Annotated in this window: 14 protein-coding genes; 11 read left to right on the forward strand and 3 right to left on the reverse strand. The window is 71.5% G+C overall.

The features are described 5' to 3' along the window. Positions 1-36 precede the first annotated feature (36 nt). The 8 genes from cysC (at position 37) to ABH928_RS10230 (ending at position 7,334) form a co-directional block, all read left to right on the forward strand. A complete protein-coding gene (gene cysC, locus ABH928_RS10195) occupies positions 37-621 on the forward strand; it encodes an adenylyl-sulfate kinase (protein WP_370064464.1) in 585 nt (194 codons plus the stop codon). Next, on the forward strand, positions 618-1,559 hold the full coding sequence (gene cysD, locus ABH928_RS10200) for a sulfate adenylyltransferase subunit CysD (RefSeq protein WP_370064466.1): 942 nt from the start codon (positions 618-620) through the stop codon (positions 1,557-1,559). Before cysC ends, cysD begins: the two co-directional genes overlap by 4 nt. Before the next feature lies 1 nt (position 1,560). Beyond that, on the forward strand, positions 1,561-2,853 hold the full coding sequence (locus ABH928_RS10205; RefSeq protein ID WP_370064468.1) for a sulfate adenylyltransferase subunit 1: 1,293 nt from the start codon (positions 1,561-1,563) through the stop codon (positions 2,851-2,853). Between the two features lie 225 nt (positions 2,854-3,078). Further along, on the forward strand, positions 3,079-4,221 hold the full coding sequence (locus tag ABH928_RS10210; RefSeq protein ID WP_370064470.1) for an aliphatic sulfonate ABC transporter substrate-binding protein: 1,143 nt from the start codon (positions 3,079-3,081) through the stop codon (positions 4,219-4,221). 154 nt (positions 4,222-4,375) lie between these two features. After that, the gene (locus ABH928_RS10215; RefSeq protein ID WP_370064472.1) at positions 4,376-5,176 is read left to right on the forward strand and encodes an ABC transporter ATP-binding protein; all 801 of its coding nucleotides are present in this window, start codon (positions 4,376-4,378) and stop codon (positions 5,174-5,176) included. Next, complete coding sequence (locus ABH928_RS10220) at positions 5,163-6,089, forward strand: ABC transporter permease (protein WP_370064474.1); 927 nt, start codon at positions 5,163-5,165, stop codon at positions 6,087-6,089. Before ABH928_RS10215 ends, ABH928_RS10220 begins: the two co-directional genes overlap by 14 nt. A gap of 4 nt (positions 6,090-6,093) precedes the next feature. Then, on the forward strand, positions 6,094-6,870 hold the full coding sequence (locus ABH928_RS10225) for a sirohydrochlorin chelatase (RefSeq protein WP_370064476.1): 777 nt from the start codon (positions 6,094-6,096) through the stop codon (positions 6,868-6,870). Positions 6,871-6,911: 41 nt separating this feature from the next. Beyond that, complete coding sequence (locus ABH928_RS10230) at positions 6,912-7,334, forward strand: hypothetical protein (protein WP_370064478.1); 423 nt, start codon at positions 6,912-6,914, stop codon at positions 7,332-7,334. Positions 7,335-7,422: 88 nt separating this feature from the next. Here the strand turns inward: ABH928_RS10230 and ABH928_RS10235 are convergent, their stop codons facing one another. The 3 genes from ABH928_RS10235 to ABH928_RS10245 all read right to left on the reverse strand — a co-directional run bounded on the left by ABH928_RS10235 (position 7,423) and on the right by ABH928_RS10245 (position 12,026). After that, entirely contained in the window at positions 7,423-9,609 is a 2,187-nt protein-coding gene (locus tag ABH928_RS10235) for an MMPL family transporter (protein WP_370064480.1), read from the reverse strand. 302 nt (positions 9,610-9,911) lie between these two features. Further along, a complete protein-coding gene (locus ABH928_RS10240) occupies positions 9,912-10,634 on the reverse strand; it encodes an exonuclease domain-containing protein (protein ID WP_370064482.1) in 723 nt (240 codons plus the stop codon). A 135-nt stretch (positions 10,635-10,769) separates the two neighbouring features. Continuing rightward, the gene (locus ABH928_RS10245; protein ID WP_370065000.1) at positions 10,770-12,026 is read right to left on the reverse strand and encodes an SAV2148 family HEPN domain-containing protein; all 1,257 of its coding nucleotides are present in this window, start codon (positions 12,024-12,026) and stop codon (positions 10,770-10,772) included. Positions 12,027-12,547: 521 nt separating this feature from the next. Between ABH928_RS10245 and glgX the strand changes: the two genes are divergently transcribed. The 3 genes from glgX (at position 12,548) to treZ (ending at position 19,133) form a co-directional block, all read left to right on the forward strand. After that, positions 12,548-14,671: a glycogen debranching protein GlgX gene (gene glgX, locus ABH928_RS10250; protein ID WP_370064484.1), complete on the forward strand. Its 2,124-nt coding sequence runs from the start codon at positions 12,548-12,550 to the stop codon at positions 14,669-14,671. 115 nt (positions 14,672-14,786) lie between these two features. Continuing rightward, entirely contained in the window at positions 14,787-17,240 is a 2,454-nt protein-coding gene (treY, locus tag ABH928_RS10255; RefSeq protein WP_370064486.1) for a malto-oligosyltrehalose synthase, read from the forward strand. Between the two features lie 87 nt (positions 17,241-17,327). Further along, on the forward strand, positions 17,328-19,133 hold the full coding sequence (gene treZ / locus ABH928_RS10260; protein WP_370064488.1) for a malto-oligosyltrehalose trehalohydrolase: 1,806 nt from the start codon (positions 17,328-17,330) through the stop codon (positions 19,131-19,133). The last annotated feature ends 4 nt before the right edge of the window (positions 19,134-19,137 follow it).

Genomic DNA, 19,137 nt, shown 5'->3' on the forward strand with positions numbered 1-19,137 from the left:
GTTCTCCGACTGACCACCACCCTGGAGCAGAGCTTCATGACCACCACTGTTGACGCACCGGCGGCCGGCACGGCAGCCGCCGTGCCGGCGTGCGGCGCCACCGTGTGGCTGACCGGCCTGCCCAGCGCCGGGAAGACCACCATCGCGGCCGCGCTGGCCGAGCGGCTGCGTGCCGAGGGCCACCGGGTCGAGATCCTGGACGGCGACGAGATCCGCGAGTTCCTCTCGCGTGGCCTCGGGTTCAACCGCGAGGACCGGGACACCAACATCCAGCGGATCGGCTTCGTCGCCGAACTGCTCGCCTCCAACGGCGTGAAGGTGCTCGCCCCGGTGATCGCCCCCTACGCGGACTCCCGCGCCGCGGTCGCCGCCCGGCACGCCGCGCAGGGCACCTCGTACCTGGAGGTCCACGTGGCGACGCCGGTCGAGGTCTGCTCCGAGCGGGACGTCAAGGGCCTGTACGCCAAGCAGGCCGCCGGTGAGATCTCCGGACTGACCGGCGTGGACGACCCCTACGAGGCGCCCGCCGCCCCCGATCTGCGGATCGAGGCGCACACCCAGACGGTGGCCGAGTCCGCCGCCGCCCTGCACGCTCTGCTGACCGAGAGGGGACTGGCGTGACCACCGCTGTTTCGCTTGCCGCCGCTTCCACCCACGACTCCCCCTACGCGCTGTCGCACCTGGACGCGCTGGAGGCCGAGGCCGTCCACATCTTCCGTGAGGTGGCGGGCGAGTTCGAGAACCCGGTGATCCTCTTCTCCGGCGGCAAGGACTCGATCGTCATGCTCCACCTGGCGCTGAAGGCGTTCGCGCCGGCTTCGGTGCCGTTCGCACTGCTGCACGTGGACACCGGGCACAACTTCCCCGAGGTGCTCGACTACCGCGCCCGCACGGTGGCCGAGCACGGGCTGCGCCTGCACGTGGCCTCGGTGCAGGAGTTCATCGACAACGGCCGCCTGCGCGAGCGCCCGGACGGCACCCGCAACCCGCTGCAGACCGTGCCGCTGCTGGACGCCATCGAGTCCAGCCGCTTCGACGCGGTCTTCGGCGGCGGCCGACGTGATGAGGAGAAGGCCCGCGCCAAGGAGCGTGTCTTCTCGCTGCGTGACGAGTTCGGCGCCTGGGACCCGCGCCGTCAGCGCCCGGAGCTGTGGTCGCTCTACAACGGCCGCCACGCTCCCGGCGAGCACGTGCGCGTCTTCCCGCTGTCCAACTGGACCGAGCTGGACGTGTGGCAGTACATCGAGCGGGAGAAGATCGAGCTCCCCGCGATCTACTACGCCCACGAGCGCGAGGTGTTCCAGCGCAACGGCATGTGGCTCTCGCCCGGTGAGTGGGGCGGCGCCAAGGAGGGCGAGACCGTCGAGCGCCGTCTGGTCCGCTACCGCACGGTCGGCGACATGTCCTGCACCGGGGCCGTCGACTCCGACGCCGCCGACGTCGCCGCGGTGATCGAGGAGATCGCCGTCAGCCGTCTGACCGAGCGTGGCGCGACCCGCGCGGACGACAAGATGTCCGAGGCCGCCATGGAAGACCGCAAGCGCGAGGGGTACTTCTAGCATGACCAGCACCACTGACACCCAGGCGCCCCACGAGGTGGCGGCCGCCTCCCTGCTGCGTTTCGCCACCGCCGGTTCCGTGGACGACGGCAAGTCGACCCTGGTCGGCCGCCTGCTCCACGACTCCAAGTCGGTGCTGGCCGACCAGTTGGAGGCCGTCGAGCACGCCTCGCGCAAGCGCGGCCAGGAGGCCCCGGACCTGGCGCTGCTGACGGACGGTCTGCGGGCCGAGCGCGAGCAGGGCATCACCATCGACGTGGCGTACCGCTACTTCGCCACCCCCAAGCGGCGGTTCATCCTCGCCGACACCCCGGGGCACGTGCAGTACACGCGGAACATGGTCACCGGCGCGTCCACGGCCGAGCTGGCCGTGGTGCTGGTCGACGCCCGCAACGGCGTGGTCGAGCAGACCCGCCGCCACGCCGCGGTCGCCGCGCTGCTGCGCGTCCCGCACCTGGTGCTGGCCGTCAACAAGATGGACCTGGTCGACTACGCCGAGCCCGTCTTCGCCGCCGTCGCCGCCGAGTTCGGCGCGTACGCGGCCTCGCTGGGGATCGAGGACGTGACCGCGATCCCGATCAGCGCGCTGGCCGGGGACAACGTCGTCGAGCCGTCCGCCACCATGGACTGGTACGGCGGCCCGACGCTGCTGGAGCACCTGGAGACCGTGCCGGTCGGCACCGACCCCGACGGTGAGCCGGCCCGGTTCCCGGTCCAGTACGTGATCCGGCCGCAGTCCGCCGAGCACCCCGACTACCGCGGCTACGCGGGCCAGCTCGCCTCCGGCGTGCTCCGCACCGGCGACCAGGTCACCGTGCTGCCCGCCGGGCTGACCGCGACCGTGGCCGGGATCGACGTGCTCGGTGTGGAGAGCGACGTCGCCTGGGCGCCGCAGTCGGTGACGGTGCGGTTGGCCGAGGACATCGACATCTCGCGCGGCGACGTGATCGCCGCCGGTCCGGCCCCGGAGCCGACCCAGGACGTCGTCGCGACCGTGGCGCATCTCAACGAGCGTCCGCTGCGCGTCGGGGACCGGGTGCTGCTCAAGCACACCACCCGGACCGTCCGCGCGATCGTCAAGGACATCCCCTACGCGATCGCGGTGGACACTCTCGACGAGATCCCGAACCCGGGCAGCCTGGAGGTCAACGACCTGGGCCGCGTGGTGCTCCGCACCGCCGAGCCCATCGCCCTGGACGACTACCGCAGCAACCGCCGCACCGGCTCGTTCCTGCTGATCGACCAGGCGGACGGCACGACCCTCACGGCAGGCATGGCCGGAGAGGCGTTCTGACCCGATGAAGGGATTCCCCACGATGGGCGGCGAGGCGTTCTCCCGCATGGCGAAGGAAGGTGGCCGCGTCGGCAGCGGCGTGCTCGGGGCCGGTTGCGGTGCCCTCGGGCCGTGTCGACCGGCGGGTCGCTGACACGGGGCCTCCGCCCCGTCGTCGTACCCCGCCGCACGTGCCCCCGCGTTCCTTCCAGCCGGACCACCATCACCCTCGTGAGGACCTCTTCCATGTCGCAGCTGCGCTCCCGCTCCCCCCGCACCACCCGCATCAGACGTGCCGTCATAGCCGGCGTCGCCGTTGTCGCCGCATCCGGACTGCTGAGCGCGTGCGGCTACGGCTCCCAGGCCGCCTCGACCTCCGGCGGCGGCTCGGTCGTTCCGTCGTCCGGCAGCTCCGGTCCGGCGCTGTCGGCGTCGACCGTGCGGATCGGCTACTTCGCCAACCTGACCCACGCCACCCCCCTGATCGGGATCCAGGACGGGCAGTTCGCCAAGGACCTGGGCGGGACGAAGATCTCCACGCAGATCTTCAACGCCGGGCCGAGCGAGATCGAGGCGCTCAACTCCGGTGCCATCGACATCGCCTGGGTCGGCCCCTCGCCCGCGATCAACGGCTACGTCAAGTCCCACGGCGCCGCGCTGAAGATCGTCTCCGGTGCCACCTCGGGCGGCGCGGAGCTGGTGGTCAACCCGAAGACCGTCACCAGCGTGGCCGACCTCAAGGGCAAGAAGATCGCCACCCCTCAGGCCGGCAACACCCAGGACGTGGCGCTGTTCAACTACCTGGACACCCACGGCTACAAGGAAGACCCGAAGACCGGCGCCGGTGACGTCTCCGTCATCCGCACCGACAACTCGATCACCCCCTCCGCCTACGCCTCCGGCCAGATCGACGGCGCGTGGGTGCCCGAGCCCACCGCCTCCAAGCTGGTCTCCGAGGGCGCCAAGATCCTGATCGACGAGCGGACGCTGTGGCCGCAGGGCCAGTTCGTCTCGACCAACGTGGTGGTCTCGCAGTCCTTCCTCAAGGCCCACCCCGACGTGGTCAAGGCTGTGCTGAAGGCCTCGGTCGACACCAACGCCTGGATCCTGGCCAACCCGGCCAAGGCCCAGCAGGAGGCCAACACCGCGCTGACCGCGCTGACCGGCAAGGGCCTGAGTTCCAAGGTCCTCAAGGCGGCCTGGAGCGAGATGACCGTCACCAACGACCCTCTGGCCTCATCCCTGACCACCGAGGCCCAGCACGCGGTGACCGCAGGCTTCATCACCCAGCCCAACCTCTCCGGCATCTACGACCTGACCCTGCTCAACCAGGTCCTCTCCGCCGAGGGCAAGCCCGCCGTCTCCGCCGCCGGGCTCGGCGCCCAGTAACGGCGCCCACCATGCTCCGGGAGTCGCCCCACACCGCGTCGATGCCCAGTCAAGGCGGCGCGGGGCGGCTCTCGGCACAGCGACCGGGCCCACGACCGGCCCCACCCAAGACATCAAGCTTCCCGCCCCGCCGCACGAACCAGGAGGTGACCGCATGACCGCACTGCTGACCTCGACCTCCACGGAGGGCCAGACCGCCCCCGTGGTCGACACCGCCGTCCGGCTCGATCACGTCACCAAGTCCTTCGGCCGCGCCGCCGCGGCCCATGTCGTCCTGGACGACATCAGCCTGAACGTCGCCCCCGGCGAGTTCGTCTGCCTCCTCGGCGCCTCCGGCTGCGGCAAGTCCACCCTCCTCAATCTCGTCGCCGACCTCGACCAGCCCACCAGCGGCACCATCGACGTCCCCGCCGGACGCACCGCCCTGATGTTCCAGGAGCACGCGCTCTTCCCATGGCTGACGGCTGGTCAGAACATCGAGCTCGCCCTGCGCCTGCGCGGCGTCCCGCGCTCCGAGCGGCGGCCCGAGGCTCAGCGACTGCTGGAGCTCGTCCGCCTCGGCGGGGCCCACGGCAAGCGCATCCACGAACTCTCCGGCGGCATGCGCCAGCGCGTCGCCATGGCCCGCGCCCTCGCCCAGGACGCCAAGGTCCTGCTGATGGACGAGCCCTTCGCCGCCCTCGACGCGATCACCCGCGACGTCCTGCACGAGGAACTCGTCCAGATCTGGGAGGCCACGGGGATCTCCGTCCTCTTCGTCACCCACAACGTCCGCGAAGCCGTCCGCCTCGCCCAGCGCGTCGTGCTCCTCTCCTCCCGCCCCGGACGCATCGCCCAGGAGTGGGCCATCGACCTGCCCCAGCCGCGCCGCATCGAGTCGGCCGGCGTGGCCGACCTCGCGGTGGAGATCACCGACAAGCTCCGAGGGGAGATCCGCCGCCATGTCCAGCACTGACCTGAAGCCCGACGCCGAGCCGCGCACGGTCGCCGCAGGCACCACGACGGCTGGTTCCGACGTCGCCGACCTCGGCGCCGGACTCGACGCCCTGGAGACCCAGACCGCACAGCGCACCAGCGTCCGCGAGGTGCTGCTGGGCAAGGTGCTGCCCCCGGTCATTGCCGTCGTCCTCGTCCTGCTCCTGTGGCAGGGCGCCTACGCGGCCCACCTCAAGCGCCCCGACCTGCTGCCCAGCCCGCTGGACGTGTGGAACAGCCTCCACCAGCTGTGGCTCCAGGGCACGATCCTCTCGACCATCTGGACCTCGCTCTCCCGCGGGATCTTGGGGTTCCTGGTCTCCGTCGTCATCGGCACCCCCATCGGACTGCTCGTCGCCCGGGTCAAGCCCGTTCGCGCCGCCATCGGCCCGATCCTCTCCGGCCTGCAGTCCATCCCGTCCGTCGCCTGGGTGCCCGCCGCCGTCATCTGGTTCGGCCTCAGCAACGCCACCATCTACGCCGTCGTGCTGCTCGGCGCCGTCCCCTCCATCGCCAACGGCCTCGTCGCCGGAATCGACCAGGTCCAGCCGCTCTACCTGCGCGCCGGACGCACCCTCGGCGCCAGCGGCCTGCGCGGCGTCTGGCACGTGCTCCTGCCCGCCGCCCTGCCCGGCTACGTCGCCGGCCTCAAGCAGGGCTGGGCCTTCTCCTGGCGCTCCCTCATGGCGGCCGAGCTGATCGCCAGCTCCCCCGCCCTCGGCCTGGGCCTGGGCGCCCAGCTCGAGTTCGCCCGCGAGAACCTCGACATGCCCGGCGTTCTCGCCACCATCATTCTGATCCTCGTCGTCGGTATCGGCATCGAAATGCTCGTCTTCAACCCGATCGAGCGACACGTCCTCCGCTCCCGCGGTCTGCTGACCGCCCGGAGGTGACCTGATGCACGCCCGCCACGCCCGCCTGCTCCTGCTCGCCCACGGCAGCCGCGACCCGCGGCACGCCGCGACGATGGCCGCCCTCGCCGACCGGGCGCGCGCACTGCGCCCGGACGTCACCGTGCGGGTCGGCTATCTCGACCACTGCGCGCCGCGGATCCCGCGCGCGCTGGAGCAGTTGGCGCAGGAGGGCGAGGCGCCCGTGGTCGCGGTGCCGCTGCTGCTGGCCCGTGCGTACCACGCCAAGACCGACATCCCCGGAGTGCTGCGCGAGGCAGCCTCCCGGCTGCCCCGGCTGACCGTCCATCAGGCCGACGTCCTCGGCCCCTCCCCGCTGCTGCTGCGCGCACTGGAGCGCCGCCTGGCCGAGGCGGGCGTGCGTCCCGCCGCCGACACCGGCGTCATCCTCGCCGCGGCGGGCTCCTCCGATCCCGTCGCCAACGCTGCCACCCGCGCCCTCGCCGCCGCGTGGCAGCGCACCGCGGGCTGGGGCGGCGTCGCCGTCGCGCACGCCTCCGCCGCTCCCCCGCACCTGACCGACGCGGCCGAGGCGCTCCGCGCCCAGGGCCTGCGTCATCTCGCCGTGGCGCCCTACCTGTTGGCCCCCGGCCTGCTCCCCGACCGGATCACCGCCCAGGCTGCGACGGCGGGCATCACTGCCGTCGCAGCCCCACTCGGCGCGTCCCCCGACCTCGCCGAGCTTGTGGTCCAACGCTACGACGAGGCACTGACAACGGCCGCCCTCGCCCCGGTCGACCAGGCCCTGCCCCTCGGAGCCTGACCGCCTCCAAAGGACGCGCCCGCCCCTCTACAGTGGGCGGCATGCCATGGGGGGAACGCCCGCGCTGGGCGCGGTGGGTGTCGATCGTCTACGTGATCGGATTTGTCGAGGGTGCGGGCTCGCACCTCCACGACGTGATCGGCGGCGGGCTGCACGCCTACCAGGGCTGGCCGATGGCCAGCCAGATCCTCTTCTTTTCCCTGCTGCTCCTCGACCCGCTCGCCGCCGTGCTCGTGGCATGGGGCCGCCCGGCTGGACCGCTGCTCGGCGCGGCCGTCATGGTCGCCGACCTGACGGCCAACTACCAGGGCAACTGGGAGGAACTCATGAGCGAGCCGCTCGACTACCTCGGCGTGACCGGCCTGCTCCCGATCACGCTCTTCGGCCTCTTCGTCCTCGCCACGGCCGTTCCGCTGCGTCGGGCGTTCCGCAGCCAGCTCCGCCGCACGCTCCGCCCGGTATGACGCAGGAGGGGCCGCAGCCCTGCCCGGCTGCGGCCCCTCCTGCTGCTCTGTGACTCGGCGTCAGCCTGTCAGCCCGTCGCGGGCGACATCAACGGCGGCTCGGGTCCAGCTCGGTGACGTTGTCGCTGTCACCGCTCGTGACGGTCGAGCCCGCCACGATCCGGCTCTCGCCCTTGGCCTCGCGGCGGTCGGCGTGGCCCGGCCACCAGGCCGCGTGGCCGATGAGCGCGGTCAGCGACGGCGTGAAGAACATCGCCATCACGAACGCCGCGATCACGATACCGATACTGATGGAGAATCCCATCTCCGCGAAGAGCGAGTTCCCGGCCAGCATCATCGAGGCGAAGGTACCGGCGAGGATCGCACCGGCCGCGGCGACGGTCGGACCGGCGTGGCGCAGCGCCCGAGCAGCCGCCTCACGCGGTTCGCGGCCCTCACGGGCCTCCTCACGGAGCCGGGAGATCATCAGGATGTTGTAGTCGGTACCGATGGCGACCACGAACAGATAGATGAAGACCGGCAGCATGAACATCAGGCCACCCTGGTTGTCCAGGTGCTGGAAGACCAGGACCGTCGACCCGAGGGTGGCGGCGAAGCCGAGGCCGACCGAGGCCATCAGGTACCACGGCGCCACGACACTGCGCAGCATCAGGCCCAGGATCAGCATGATCAGCACGGCCGCCGTCGGGAAGACCACCGAGTAGTCGCGGTCGATCGCCTTCTGGATGTCGGCGTAGATCGCGGTGGTGCCGCCGACCAGGACCTTGGTGCCCGGCGGGGTGTCCGCATGGGCCGTGTCGCGGAGCTGGCCCACCGTGGAGATGGCCGTGCTGCTCTGCGGGTCGCTGCTCAGCACGACGCTGATGTCCGCGGTGGTGCCGCTCGGGTTGTACTTGGCCGGGGCGACCTGGCCGACTCCGGAGACCGAGGTGAGCTTCTCACCCAGTCCGGCGACCGCGGCCTTGTCCAGCGCGCCGCCGTTGGTGCTGGTGACGAAGACGTCGGTGGGCGTGGCCGCACCGGCGCTGTACGCCGTGGTGATGGTGTTCTGGACGACCATCGACTCCTCGGTCTTCGGCATCGAGCCGGAGGAGAAGTCGAAGCTCGCCGAGTAGCCCGTGGAGATCACGGCCAGACCGAGCATGATCATGCCGGAGACGGCGGTGACCAGCGCCGGGCGGCGCTTGACGGTGTTGCCGATCGCCGCGAAGCGCGAGCTCGTCGGCTCGACGCTCCACTTCTTCGACGGGGCGAAGAGCACCCGCGGCGGGATCCAGGAGAAGATCGCCGGAATCAGGGTCAGACCGGCGAGCAGCGTGACCGCGACGGAGATGGCCAGCGCCGGACCCATCTGCTTGAGGAAGGAGATGGAGGAGAGGCAGAGCGCGAGGAAGGCGATGATGACGGTGCCGGCGGCGGAGGCGATCGCCTCGCCGACGCGGGCCACCGCTGTGATCATGGCTTCCTTGTGGTCGTCACCCGCTCGTAGCCGCTCTCGGTACCGGAACATCAGGAAGAGGATGTAGTCCGTACCGACACCGAAGAGCACGACGATGAGGATGCCTGTCACCGACGAGTTCGACGTGAGGTTCAGCATCTTGGTGATGTCGGCGATCAGACCGTTGGCCGCGGTCAGCACCACACCGATCAGCATGATCGGCATGATCGCCATCAGCGGCGACCGGAATATCAGCAGCATCGCGATGATGATGATCCCGAAGGTGCCGAAGCTGATGATCGCCTGACCGGTCTTCGACGAGTTCGACTGGTCGAGGATCTGCGCCGCCGAACCGCCGACCTTGGCGTTCAGGTCGGTACCCGCGGTCAGCTGCTTGACGTCCGCGCGCAGCGCCGTGGCCGCGTCGGACATCTTCGTCTGGTCGGAGGTGTTGGTGCCGAGGTTGACCATCGCCAGGCCGTACTTGCCGTCCTTGGAGAACGGCATGCCGATGACGCCCTGGTTGAGCGGGATGTCCGTCTTGGTGGACAGCTCCTTGTTGACCTCGACGACCTTGGCCTTGTCCGCCGGGGTCAGCTGCCCGCCGTCGGTCCGCTGGTAGAGGATCTCCGCGCCCGGCGTGAACTGGTGCGGGAAGGCCGACTGCTGCAGTTCCATCGCCTGGATGGACTCGTAGCTCTTCGGCAGGAAGCTGCTCTCGTCACTGTTGGACTGCAGCGCCGGCGCGGAGGCCGCGATCGCGATCGCGGCGACCACCCAGGCGATGAGCGTCCAGAATGGGTGTCGGACGACCGTGCGTCCGATCCGGTGAAACATGTCGATTGCCCCTCCACGGCATGGATCACCACCACCCCCGGGTGAGGACGCGGGCAGCGCGATCTGGCCACCCGTACTTGTCGGGCGGCAGGTAAGTATCTGGCGGCATCCTAGAAAGTTACTAGCCGGGCGGCAAGTCGGGAGAGAAATCCCCGACCGGTCCCTGACGGCTTCTTTAGGTCTGCCGACCTCATCTTGCCTGGCCGGACCAGACTTCTACCTCGTCCCCCGGGTGGATCCGCCTCCTGCTCAGGGTGGAGATGCGCCCGCGAACCGACCCTGAGTCACCCCGGGGTCGGACCTCATTCCGCCGACGCGTCGGGCTGCCGCAGCGGCCAGGTGCCGTCGACGACGGCCTGCGGATCCTTGGAGCGGCGCAGCCAGGACTGCAGGCCCTCCGCCCAGTCCGCGTGCCAGCGGATCTGGGCGAGGTGCAGCTCGGCCGGGTCGACCGCGCCGACCCGGTCCGGATACCACTCCCCCAGGGCCAGCGCCACGCGGACAGCCGCCAGCGCGTCGCTGCCCGCCTCGTGCGCCTCGGCCAGCTCGACGCCGTAGAGGGCGCAGGCGTTCTCCAGCGAGCGTGAGCCCTTGCGGTACTTGTCCACCGCCCGGTCGACGGTGAGCGGGTCGAGCACCGGCCCGACCGCGCCGCCGAGCTGGCGCTCCAGCGAGGGCAGGTCGTACCGGCCCAGCTCGGCGGCGAGCAGGCTCAGATCAAACGGCGCGTTGTAGACAACGACAGGGACACCCTGCCGCAGGTACGAGACGAGTGCGGCCGCCACCTCGGCGACCACGTCTATCGCGGGGCGGCCCTCGGCGACCGCGCGCTCGGTGGTGATGCCGTGCACGGCCGTGGCCTCGGCGGGGATCGCGACGCCCGGGTCGGCCAACCACGCGCGCCGCCTGACCGGTTCACCGGCTTTGGCCTCGATCAGCGCGGCGGAGACGATCCGCGACCGACTCGGCTCGGTGCCGGTGGTCTCCAGATCGAAGCCGACCAGGGTGTCGTGCATCCAACTCATCAGGCGCGTCCTCTCGTCCCTTTGCCGGACCATCATCGCGTGCGGCACTGACAAGCCCGCGTCCAGGTCGGACGGTCAGGCGGGCTCGGGGCCGAGGACGGGCCGACGGGCGGGCGAGGGAACGGTCCAGGAGGTTCAGGAGACGGGCCGCGAGTCAGCCCAGACTCCCTCGAACTCCTCCTGGTAGATCTGGAACAGGCCCGGCTCCGGCGTCCGACCCGGCGTCAGCGGCGCGGAGGTGCCGCCGCGCAGTACCAGCACCGGCGACTCCATTCCGCGCGAGCGCCGCAGGTACGGCTGCACCACGCCCAGCCCGTCCGGGCCGTCGCCGTCCACCAGATAGGCCGAGGCACGCGGCATCTCGTCGTAGACGCGGATCTCGAACGCGCCGGCGTCCCGCAGCCGGGCCCGCACCCGGCGCACGTGCATGATGTTCATCTCCACCGCCTTGCCCAACTCGCCTCGCCCGAGGCCGAGTTCGCGTTCCCGGCGGCGCAGCGAGCTGCTGGCCGGGTTGAGGAAGAGCAGCCGCACCCGGCAGCCGGAGTCGGCGAGGCCGACCAGCCGCCGCCCGGTGAAGTTCTGGCAGAGCATGCTCAGGCCGATGCCGATGGCGTCCAGTCGCCGCGCCCCCGCCAGCAGGTCCTCGACCGGCAGATCGCGCTGGAGCCGGACCCGGTCCGCGTGGACACCGATGACGTCGGCGTAGCGGTCGCCGACCAGTTCCTCGACGGCGTCCACCGGGGCGCGCAGCGCGAGCGAGGCGGAGCCCTCGTGGAGACTGCCGTCGAGCAGCAGCAGCAGCCGGGCGGCGGCCCGTTCGGCCTGGGCCAGCACGTTCTCGGAGAGCGTGCGGTTGCGGGAGACGACGTGCCGGGCCACCTCGAGCTCGTCCAGGGCGACCTCGATCTCCCGGCGGTCGTTCAGGAAGGGCTCGAAGCAGGGCCAGTGCTGGACCATCAGCTCACGAAGCTGCGGCAGGGTGAGGAAGATCACGAGCGCGTCGTCGTCCGGGTCGAGCAGGTAGCCCTTGCGGCGGCTGACCTCGCGAACGGCGCCGGCCCGCTGGACCCACTCCTCGCCGGCCGGTCCGGCCGCGGCGATGACCCAGTCGTCACCGTGCGCGGGTTCGTAGACCGGGCGCAGCACCTCGGCGACCACCGAACGCAGCCGCTGTTCGACCAGGTTGAGCCAGACATAGGCACGCCCGGCGCGGCGCACCCGGACCCTGGCCTCCTCCCAGGCCGTCCCGGGCCAGGCCAACGACGGCTCCAGCGAGCCCGGTTGGTGCGGAACGGTGCGGCCGAGGCCGGTACGGGCGACTCGTTCGACGCCGGTGGGGGCGTCGCCCCGCGCCGCGCTCCCCGGGGAACCCCCGTCGGGGACCACCATTCCGGAGCTCACCGTCCGTCCCTATTCCACGTCATCCCTCTTGACCCGCCCGGCCGTTGGGGCGTGCGGTGCGGTGGCGCGCCCTGTCGGCCGCCCACACCGTACCGCGCCGGGCGGCCGGATGCGGACCGTCCGCGCGGGTCCGGACGATCAGCTGACGATCAAGGGTACTTCGCATCAGCAGGCAGGTGCAGCAGTTCGACGCCGGGCAGTTGCGCGCGTCGGCGGAACGTTCCTCCGCCCGCACCGGCCCCCGTGTCGTCCCCGTGCGGTCGCCGCTGGTCCACCCGGACGTAAGGATCCGAACAACCGACGGACATCAGCTGGGCAACCGTGGGACGCAGACACTCGTTCGGGCGAAGAACCGGCAAGTCGGTCATGGGAACCCGTGTGCTACGCCACGATGCACTGGGACATGACGACGAGTCGGGGCGGGCATCACCCCGGGAGAGCCTCGATTCCGGGGCGCTCCGGGGTGTACGCCGAGCCCCGCTCCGAGCAGACAGGATTGGTTGAGGACCATGCAAGTCTGGCCGGGCCAGCCGTACCCCCTGGGCGCCACCTACGACGGCGCGGGGACCAACTTCGCCGTGTTCTCCGAGGCGGCGGAGCGGATCGAGTTGTGCCTGCTCGGCGACGACGACTCCGAGACCTCGGTCGAGCTGCGCGAGACGGACGCGTTCGTCCGCCACGCCTTCCTGCCCGGCGTGCAGCCGGGCCAGCGCTACGGCTTCCGCGTACACGGGCCGTACGACCCCTCGCGCGGGGTGCGCTGCAACAGCGCCAAGCTGCTGCTCGACCCCTACGCCAAGGCCATGAGCGGCCGGATCGACTGGGACGAGTCCGTCTACGGCTACCACTTCGGCTCCCCCGACCGCCGTAACGACCTCGACTCCGCCCCGCACACGATGACCTCGGTCGTCGTGAATCCGTACTTCGACTGGGGCAACGACCGTCCGCCGCGCACCGACTACCACCGCACGGTCATCTACGAGGCCCATGTGAAGGGCCTCACCGAGCTCCACCCCGGCATCCCCGACGACATCCGGGGCACGTACGCGGGCATCGCGCACCCCGCCGTGATCGAGCACCTGGTCAAGCTCGGCATCACCGCGATCGAGCTGATGCCGGTGCACCAGTTCGTCGACGACCACCGGCTCAGCGACATGGGCCTGTCCAACTACTGGGGCTACAACACCATCGGCTTCTTCGCCCCGCACGGCTCCTACTCCTCGCTCGGCGACCGCGGCCAGCAGGTCCAGGAGTTCAAGTCGATGGTCAAGTCGCTGCACGCGGCCGGCATCGAGGTCATCCTCGACGTGGTCTACAACCACACCGCCGAGGGCAACCACCTGGGCCCCACCCTCGCCCTCCGCGGGCTGGACAACCCCTCCTACTACCGCCTGGCCGAGGACCGCCGGTACTACGAGGACACCACCGGCACGGGCAACAGCCTGCTGATGCGCAGCCCGCACGTGCTGCAGCTGATCATGGACTCGCTGCGGTACTGGGTCACCGAGATGCACGTCGACGGCTTCCGTTTCGATCTGGCGGCCACCCTGGCCCGCCAGTTCCACGAGGTGGACCGGCTCTCCTCCTTCTTCGACCTGGTCCAGCAGGACCCGATCGTCTCCCAGGCCAAACTGATCGCCGAGCCGTGGGACCTCGGCGAGGGCGGCTACCAGGTCGGCGGCTTCCCGCCGTTGTGGACGGAGTGGAACGGCCGCTACCGGGACACCGTGCGCGACCTCTGGCGCGGCGAGAACGCCACACTGGCCGAGTTCGGCTCACGGCTGACCGGTTCCTCCGACCTCTACCAGGACGACGGTCGCCGTCCCATCGCCAGCATCAACTTCGTCACCTGCCACGACGGTTTCACCCTGCGCGACCTGGTCTCCTACAACCAGAAGCACAACGCGGCCAACGGCGAGGACAACCGCGACGGCGAGTCCTTCAACCGCTCCTGGAACGGCGGCGTCGAGGGCGAGACGGACGACCCGACGGTGCTCGGCCTGCGCTCCCGGCAACAACGCAACTTCATCGCCACCCTGCTGCTGAGCCAGGGCGTGCCGATGCTGCTCCACGGCGACGAGTTCGGCCGCACCCAGGGGGGCAACAACAACGCCTACTGCCAGGACAACGAGATCTCCTGGGTGCGCTGGCCCCGGCTGGACGAGGAGAGCCCGGCCGGTCAACTGCTGGAGTTCACACGCCACATGGTATGGCTCCGGCGCGACCATCCGGTCTTCCGCCGACGACGGTTCTTCCACGGCCGCCCGGTCTCCGGCACCCACGACGAGCTCACCGACATCGCCTGGTTCACCAACGAGGGCGAAGAGATGACCGCCAGGGACTGGCGCGCGTCCTTCGCCAAGTCGCTGACGGTCTTCCTCAACGGCAACGCCATCTCCGAGCCCGACCGGCGCGGCGGCCGGATCACCGACGACTCGTTCCTGCTGCTCTTCAACGCCAGCCCACAACCGTTGGAGTTCGTGGTCCCGCTCAATCACGGCCAGGAGTGGCAACTCGTGGTGGACACCTCGCTGCCGTGGACGATCGCCCCGGGCACGGGTGCCAAGGTGCGGGCGGGTGAGACGCTGCGGCTGACCGACCGGTCGATGATGGTGCTCCAGCGTCCCGCCTGAGCGGGGCCGCGCCAGGGCACGCAGGGTACGGCGTGCGGCCGGCGGGCGCACGCCGGTTCGACCGATTGCCTCATCCGGGTCGTGACGGGGCTCGGCGTGGGGTAGGCGTGTGGGTATGACTCCTGCCGCACGCCGGGTCCCGACGGCCAGCTACCGTCTGCAGCTCCAGCCCGGCTTCGGCTTCGCGCAGGCCGCCGCCGCGGTGCCGTACCTGGCGGACCTCGGCGTCTCGCACCTCCACCTGTCGCCGATCCTGCAGGCGGTGCCGGGATCGCGGCACGGCTACGACGTCGTCGACCACTCCGCCGTCAGCGCCGACCACGGCGGCGAGGCCGGGCTACGGGCGCTGGCCGCGGCGGCGCGCGACCACGGCCTCGGCCTGCTCGCCGACATCGTGCCCAACCACATGGCCGTGCCCTCCCCGCTCCACCTCAACCGGCCGCTCTGGCACACGCTGCGTGAGGGTCCGGAGTCACCGTGGGCGCGCTGGTTCGACATCGACTGGGACGCGCAGCAGGGCCGGGTGCTGCTGCCGATCCTGGGCCACCGGCTGGGGGCCGTCGTGGCGGCCGGCGACCTGAAGATCGAGACGTCGGACGGCACGGGGAGTGCCGACGGGGCGGGCAGCCCGGAGGGCGCAAGTGGCGAGCCGGTGCTCCGGTACGGCGATCAGGTGTTCCCCGTGCGTCCGGGCACGGAGCACCTGCCGCTGCCGGAGTTGCTGCGTCACCAGTGGTACCGCCCCGCGTGGTGGCGGCTGGGCCGGACGGAACTCAACTACCGGCGTTTCTTCACGGTCACTGAGCTGATAGCCGTCCGCGTCGAGCTGCCCGAGGTCTTCGACGCCACCCACGAGCTGCTGCTCCGGCTCCATCGCGAGGGCGTGCTGGACGGCTTCCGGGTGGACCACCCGGACGGGCTGGCCGACCCGCGCGAGTATCTGCGTCGCCTGCGGGACGCGTCCGGCGGGGCGCATGTCGTGGTCGAGAAGATCCTGACCGGTGACGAGACGCTCCCCAGCGACTGGCCGTGCGCCGGTACCACCGGTTACGACGCGCTGCGGCGAATCGACGGGGTGCTGACGGACGGCGCGGGAGTGGTCCGGGCGCTGCGGCCACCGGCCGAGGTCGCCGCCGGAGCGGCACTGCGCGGCAAGGCCGAACTGGTCGCGCCGCAGGGCGAACTGGACGCGGAGGTCGCGCGGTTGGTCCGCGAGGTCGCCGCCGCCTGCGCCGACAAGCCCGACCTGCCCGACCGGTCCGACCATCCGTCCTGGGCCGTCCGCGAGGCATTGGCCGGGCTGCTCACCGCCTTCCCGCGCTACCGGCCCTACCCGGTCCCAGGCGAGCCGCTGCCCGTGTCGGACGCGCAGGCGCTGCTCTCGCCGCCGGACGAGGTGCTGCTCCCCGCCCCCTACGCCGCGACCGCCCGACTGATACGCGAGCTGCTGCTGGACCCCGACTCCCCCGCCTCGCTGCGTGCCCGGTTCGGCCAGACCTCGTCGGCCGTCGCCGCCAAGGGCGTCGAGGACACCGCCTACTACCGGCACCACCCGCTGCTCTCGCTCAACGAGGTCGGCGGCGCCCCCGCCCGACCCGGCGTCACCCCGGAGCAGTTCCACGCCTTCTGCGCGCGGATCGCCCGGGACTGGCCGCACACCATGACGGCGCTCTCCACCCACGACACCAAGCGCAGCGCCGACGCCCGCGCCCGGCTCGCGGTCCTCGCCGAGCTTCCGGAGGAGTGGGCGACCGAGCGCGCGGCCTGGTCCGCGCTGGCTCCCGACGGCGGCCTGCCCCACGACCGCGACGCCGAGGACCTGCTCTGGCAGACCGCCTTCGCCGCCTGGCCCGTGGACGGCGAACGGCTCACCGAGGTGATGCTCAAGTCGGTCCGCGAGGCCAAACTCCACACCACTTGGACCGACCCCGACCCGGCCTACGAGCGCGCCGTCACCGCACTCGCCCGCTCCGTGCCGGAGACTCCCGCGCTCGCGGCGCGGATCGAGGCCTTCGTCGCGCGTACCGCGCCGTACGCCCGGGCCAACACCCTGGGCGCGGCCCTGCTCCACCTGACCATGCCCGGCGCACCCGATCTCTACCAGGGCAGCGAGTTCCCGCTCTACACCCTGGTCGACCCGGACAACCGGGACGTGGTCGGCTTTCCGAACGACCCACGTCCAGAGCCGGGCACGCAGCCGGGTTCGTCCCCGCACCGGCGCTCGCACGGCCTGGCCGCCGAGAAGGCCGACCTCACCCGCACCGCCCTGCACGCGCACAGGCACCTGGACCTGCACCCCGCGCGGGGGGCCTCGTACACGCCGTGGCAGACGCCGAGCCCGCACGCGCTCGCGTTCCTGCGGGGCGACGCGACGCTGACCGTGGTGACCCGCCTCCCGCACGGGCTGGAACGGTCCGGCGGCTGGGGCCGCCAGACCCTCCCCCTTCCGCCCGGGACCTGGACCGAGGCGCTCACCGCCCGGACCGGCTTCTGGGGCGCGGTGGCCCTGGCGGAGCTGCTGGCCGAACTCCCGGTGGCACTGCTGGTCCGGACGGACCCCGCGACCTGACGCCGCCTGCGAACTGACCTGGCCGTATGGCGGAAGGCTCGCGGGGCCAGGCATGCACGCATCCCCGGCGCGGGTAGGAGGTCCGGTATGCCGTCCGAACCTGAAGTTGTCGCGGTGCCCCAGCCCCTCGTCACCCGCCCGCACCGCTTCGCGGTCTGGGCACCCGAGGCGCAACGGGTCGAGGTCGTCGTGGACGGCGCGTCACACCGGATGCGGCCGGATCCGGGGCGGGGCGGGTGGTGGCGGGCCGACGTGCCCACCGATCCGGCGGCCGGACGCTACGGCTTCCGCCTCGACGGCGGGCCGGTCCTGCCCGATCCCCGCTCGCCGCGTCAGCCCGACGGGCCGGACGGGTCGTCACAACTCGTCGACCACGCGGCGTTCCGGTGGCAGCACCCGTGGACCGGGCGCGGACTTGCCGGAGCCGTCCTCTACGAACTGCACATCGGCACCTTCACCCCGGAGCGGACCTTCGACGCCGCCGCCGAGCGGCTCGGTCACCTGGCCGACCTCGGGGTGACCCACGTCGAGCTGATGCCGGTCTGTCCCTTTCCCGGGCAGCACGGCTGGGGCTACGACGGCGTCGCGCCCTGGGCCGTCCACGAGCCCTACGGCGGACCTGAGGGGATGAAGCGCTTTGTCGATACTGCTCATGCCCACGGACTGGGTGTGGTGCTGGACGTGGTGCACAACCACCTCGGCCCGTCCGGCAACCACCTGCCCGCCTACGGCCCCTACTTCACCGACCGTCACCAGACACCCTGGGGCTCGGCGGTGAACCTGGACGCGCCCGGCTCGGACGAGGTGCGGGCGTACCTCGTCGGCAGCGCGCTGACCTGGCTGCGCGAGTACCGGCTCGACGGCCTCCGGCTGGACGCCGTGCACGCCTTGGTCGACACCCGCGCGCTGCCGTTCCTGGAGGAGCTGGCCGCTGCCGTCGACGAGCTGTCGCAGCAGGTGAGCCGACCGCTCTTCCTGATCGGCGAGTCCGACCTCAACGATCCCGGGCTGATCACCGCGCGGGCCGCCGGTGGCACCGGACTCGACGCCCAGTGGAGCGACGACTTCCACCACGCCCTGCACGCCGCACTGACCGGCGAGAGCCAGGGCTACTACGCGGACTTCGCCGCACGGCCGCTGGCCGCCCTCGCCAAGACACTGACCGCCGGCTACTTCCACGACGGCAGCTGGTCGAGCTTCCGCGGCCGCTCCCACGGCCGCCCGATCGACCCCGCCCGGACGCCGCTGCACCGGTTGCTCGGCTACACCCAGACGCACGACCAGATCGGCAACCGCGCCCAGGGCGACCGGCTCTCCGCCACCCTCCCGCCCGAGCGGCTGGCGGCCGGTGCGGCGCTGGCGCTGCTGTCGCCGTTCACACCGATGCTCTTCATGGGCGAGGAGTGGGGCGCGCGCACCCCCTGGCAGTACTTCACCGACCATCAGGACCCCGCCCTGGCCCGGGCGGTGCGCGAGGGCCGCCGCCGTGAGTTCGCCGCGCACGGCTGGAAGCCGGAGGAGATCCCCGACCCGCAGGCCACCTCGACCGTGCGTGCCTCCACCCTCGACTGGGACGAGCCGCAGCGCGGGCACCATGCCGAGTTGCTGGACTGGTACCGGCTGCTGCTGCGACTGCGCCCGCTGGCCTCCGGCGAGGTGCCGCAGGTGCGGTTCGACGAGGAGGAGGGCTGGCTGACGATGTGCCGGGGACCGCTCTCCCTCGGCGTCAACCTGTCCGACGAGGCACGCGAGCTGCCGCTTACGGACGGCACGCCGCTGGCCGCCTTCCCGGCTGGAACACGGCCCTCACCTGCGGTTCCGGCGGCCGCGACGGTGGTTTTCCACAGGCGGGCGAAAGGTGCTGGACTCGCCTCTCGGCCTTCGCAAGGATGAGCGC

It is taken from the genome of Streptacidiphilus sp. MAP5-3, from assembly GCF_041262505.1.
Classification (GTDB): domain Bacteria; phylum Actinomycetota; class Actinomycetes; order Streptomycetales; family Streptomycetaceae; genus Streptacidiphilus.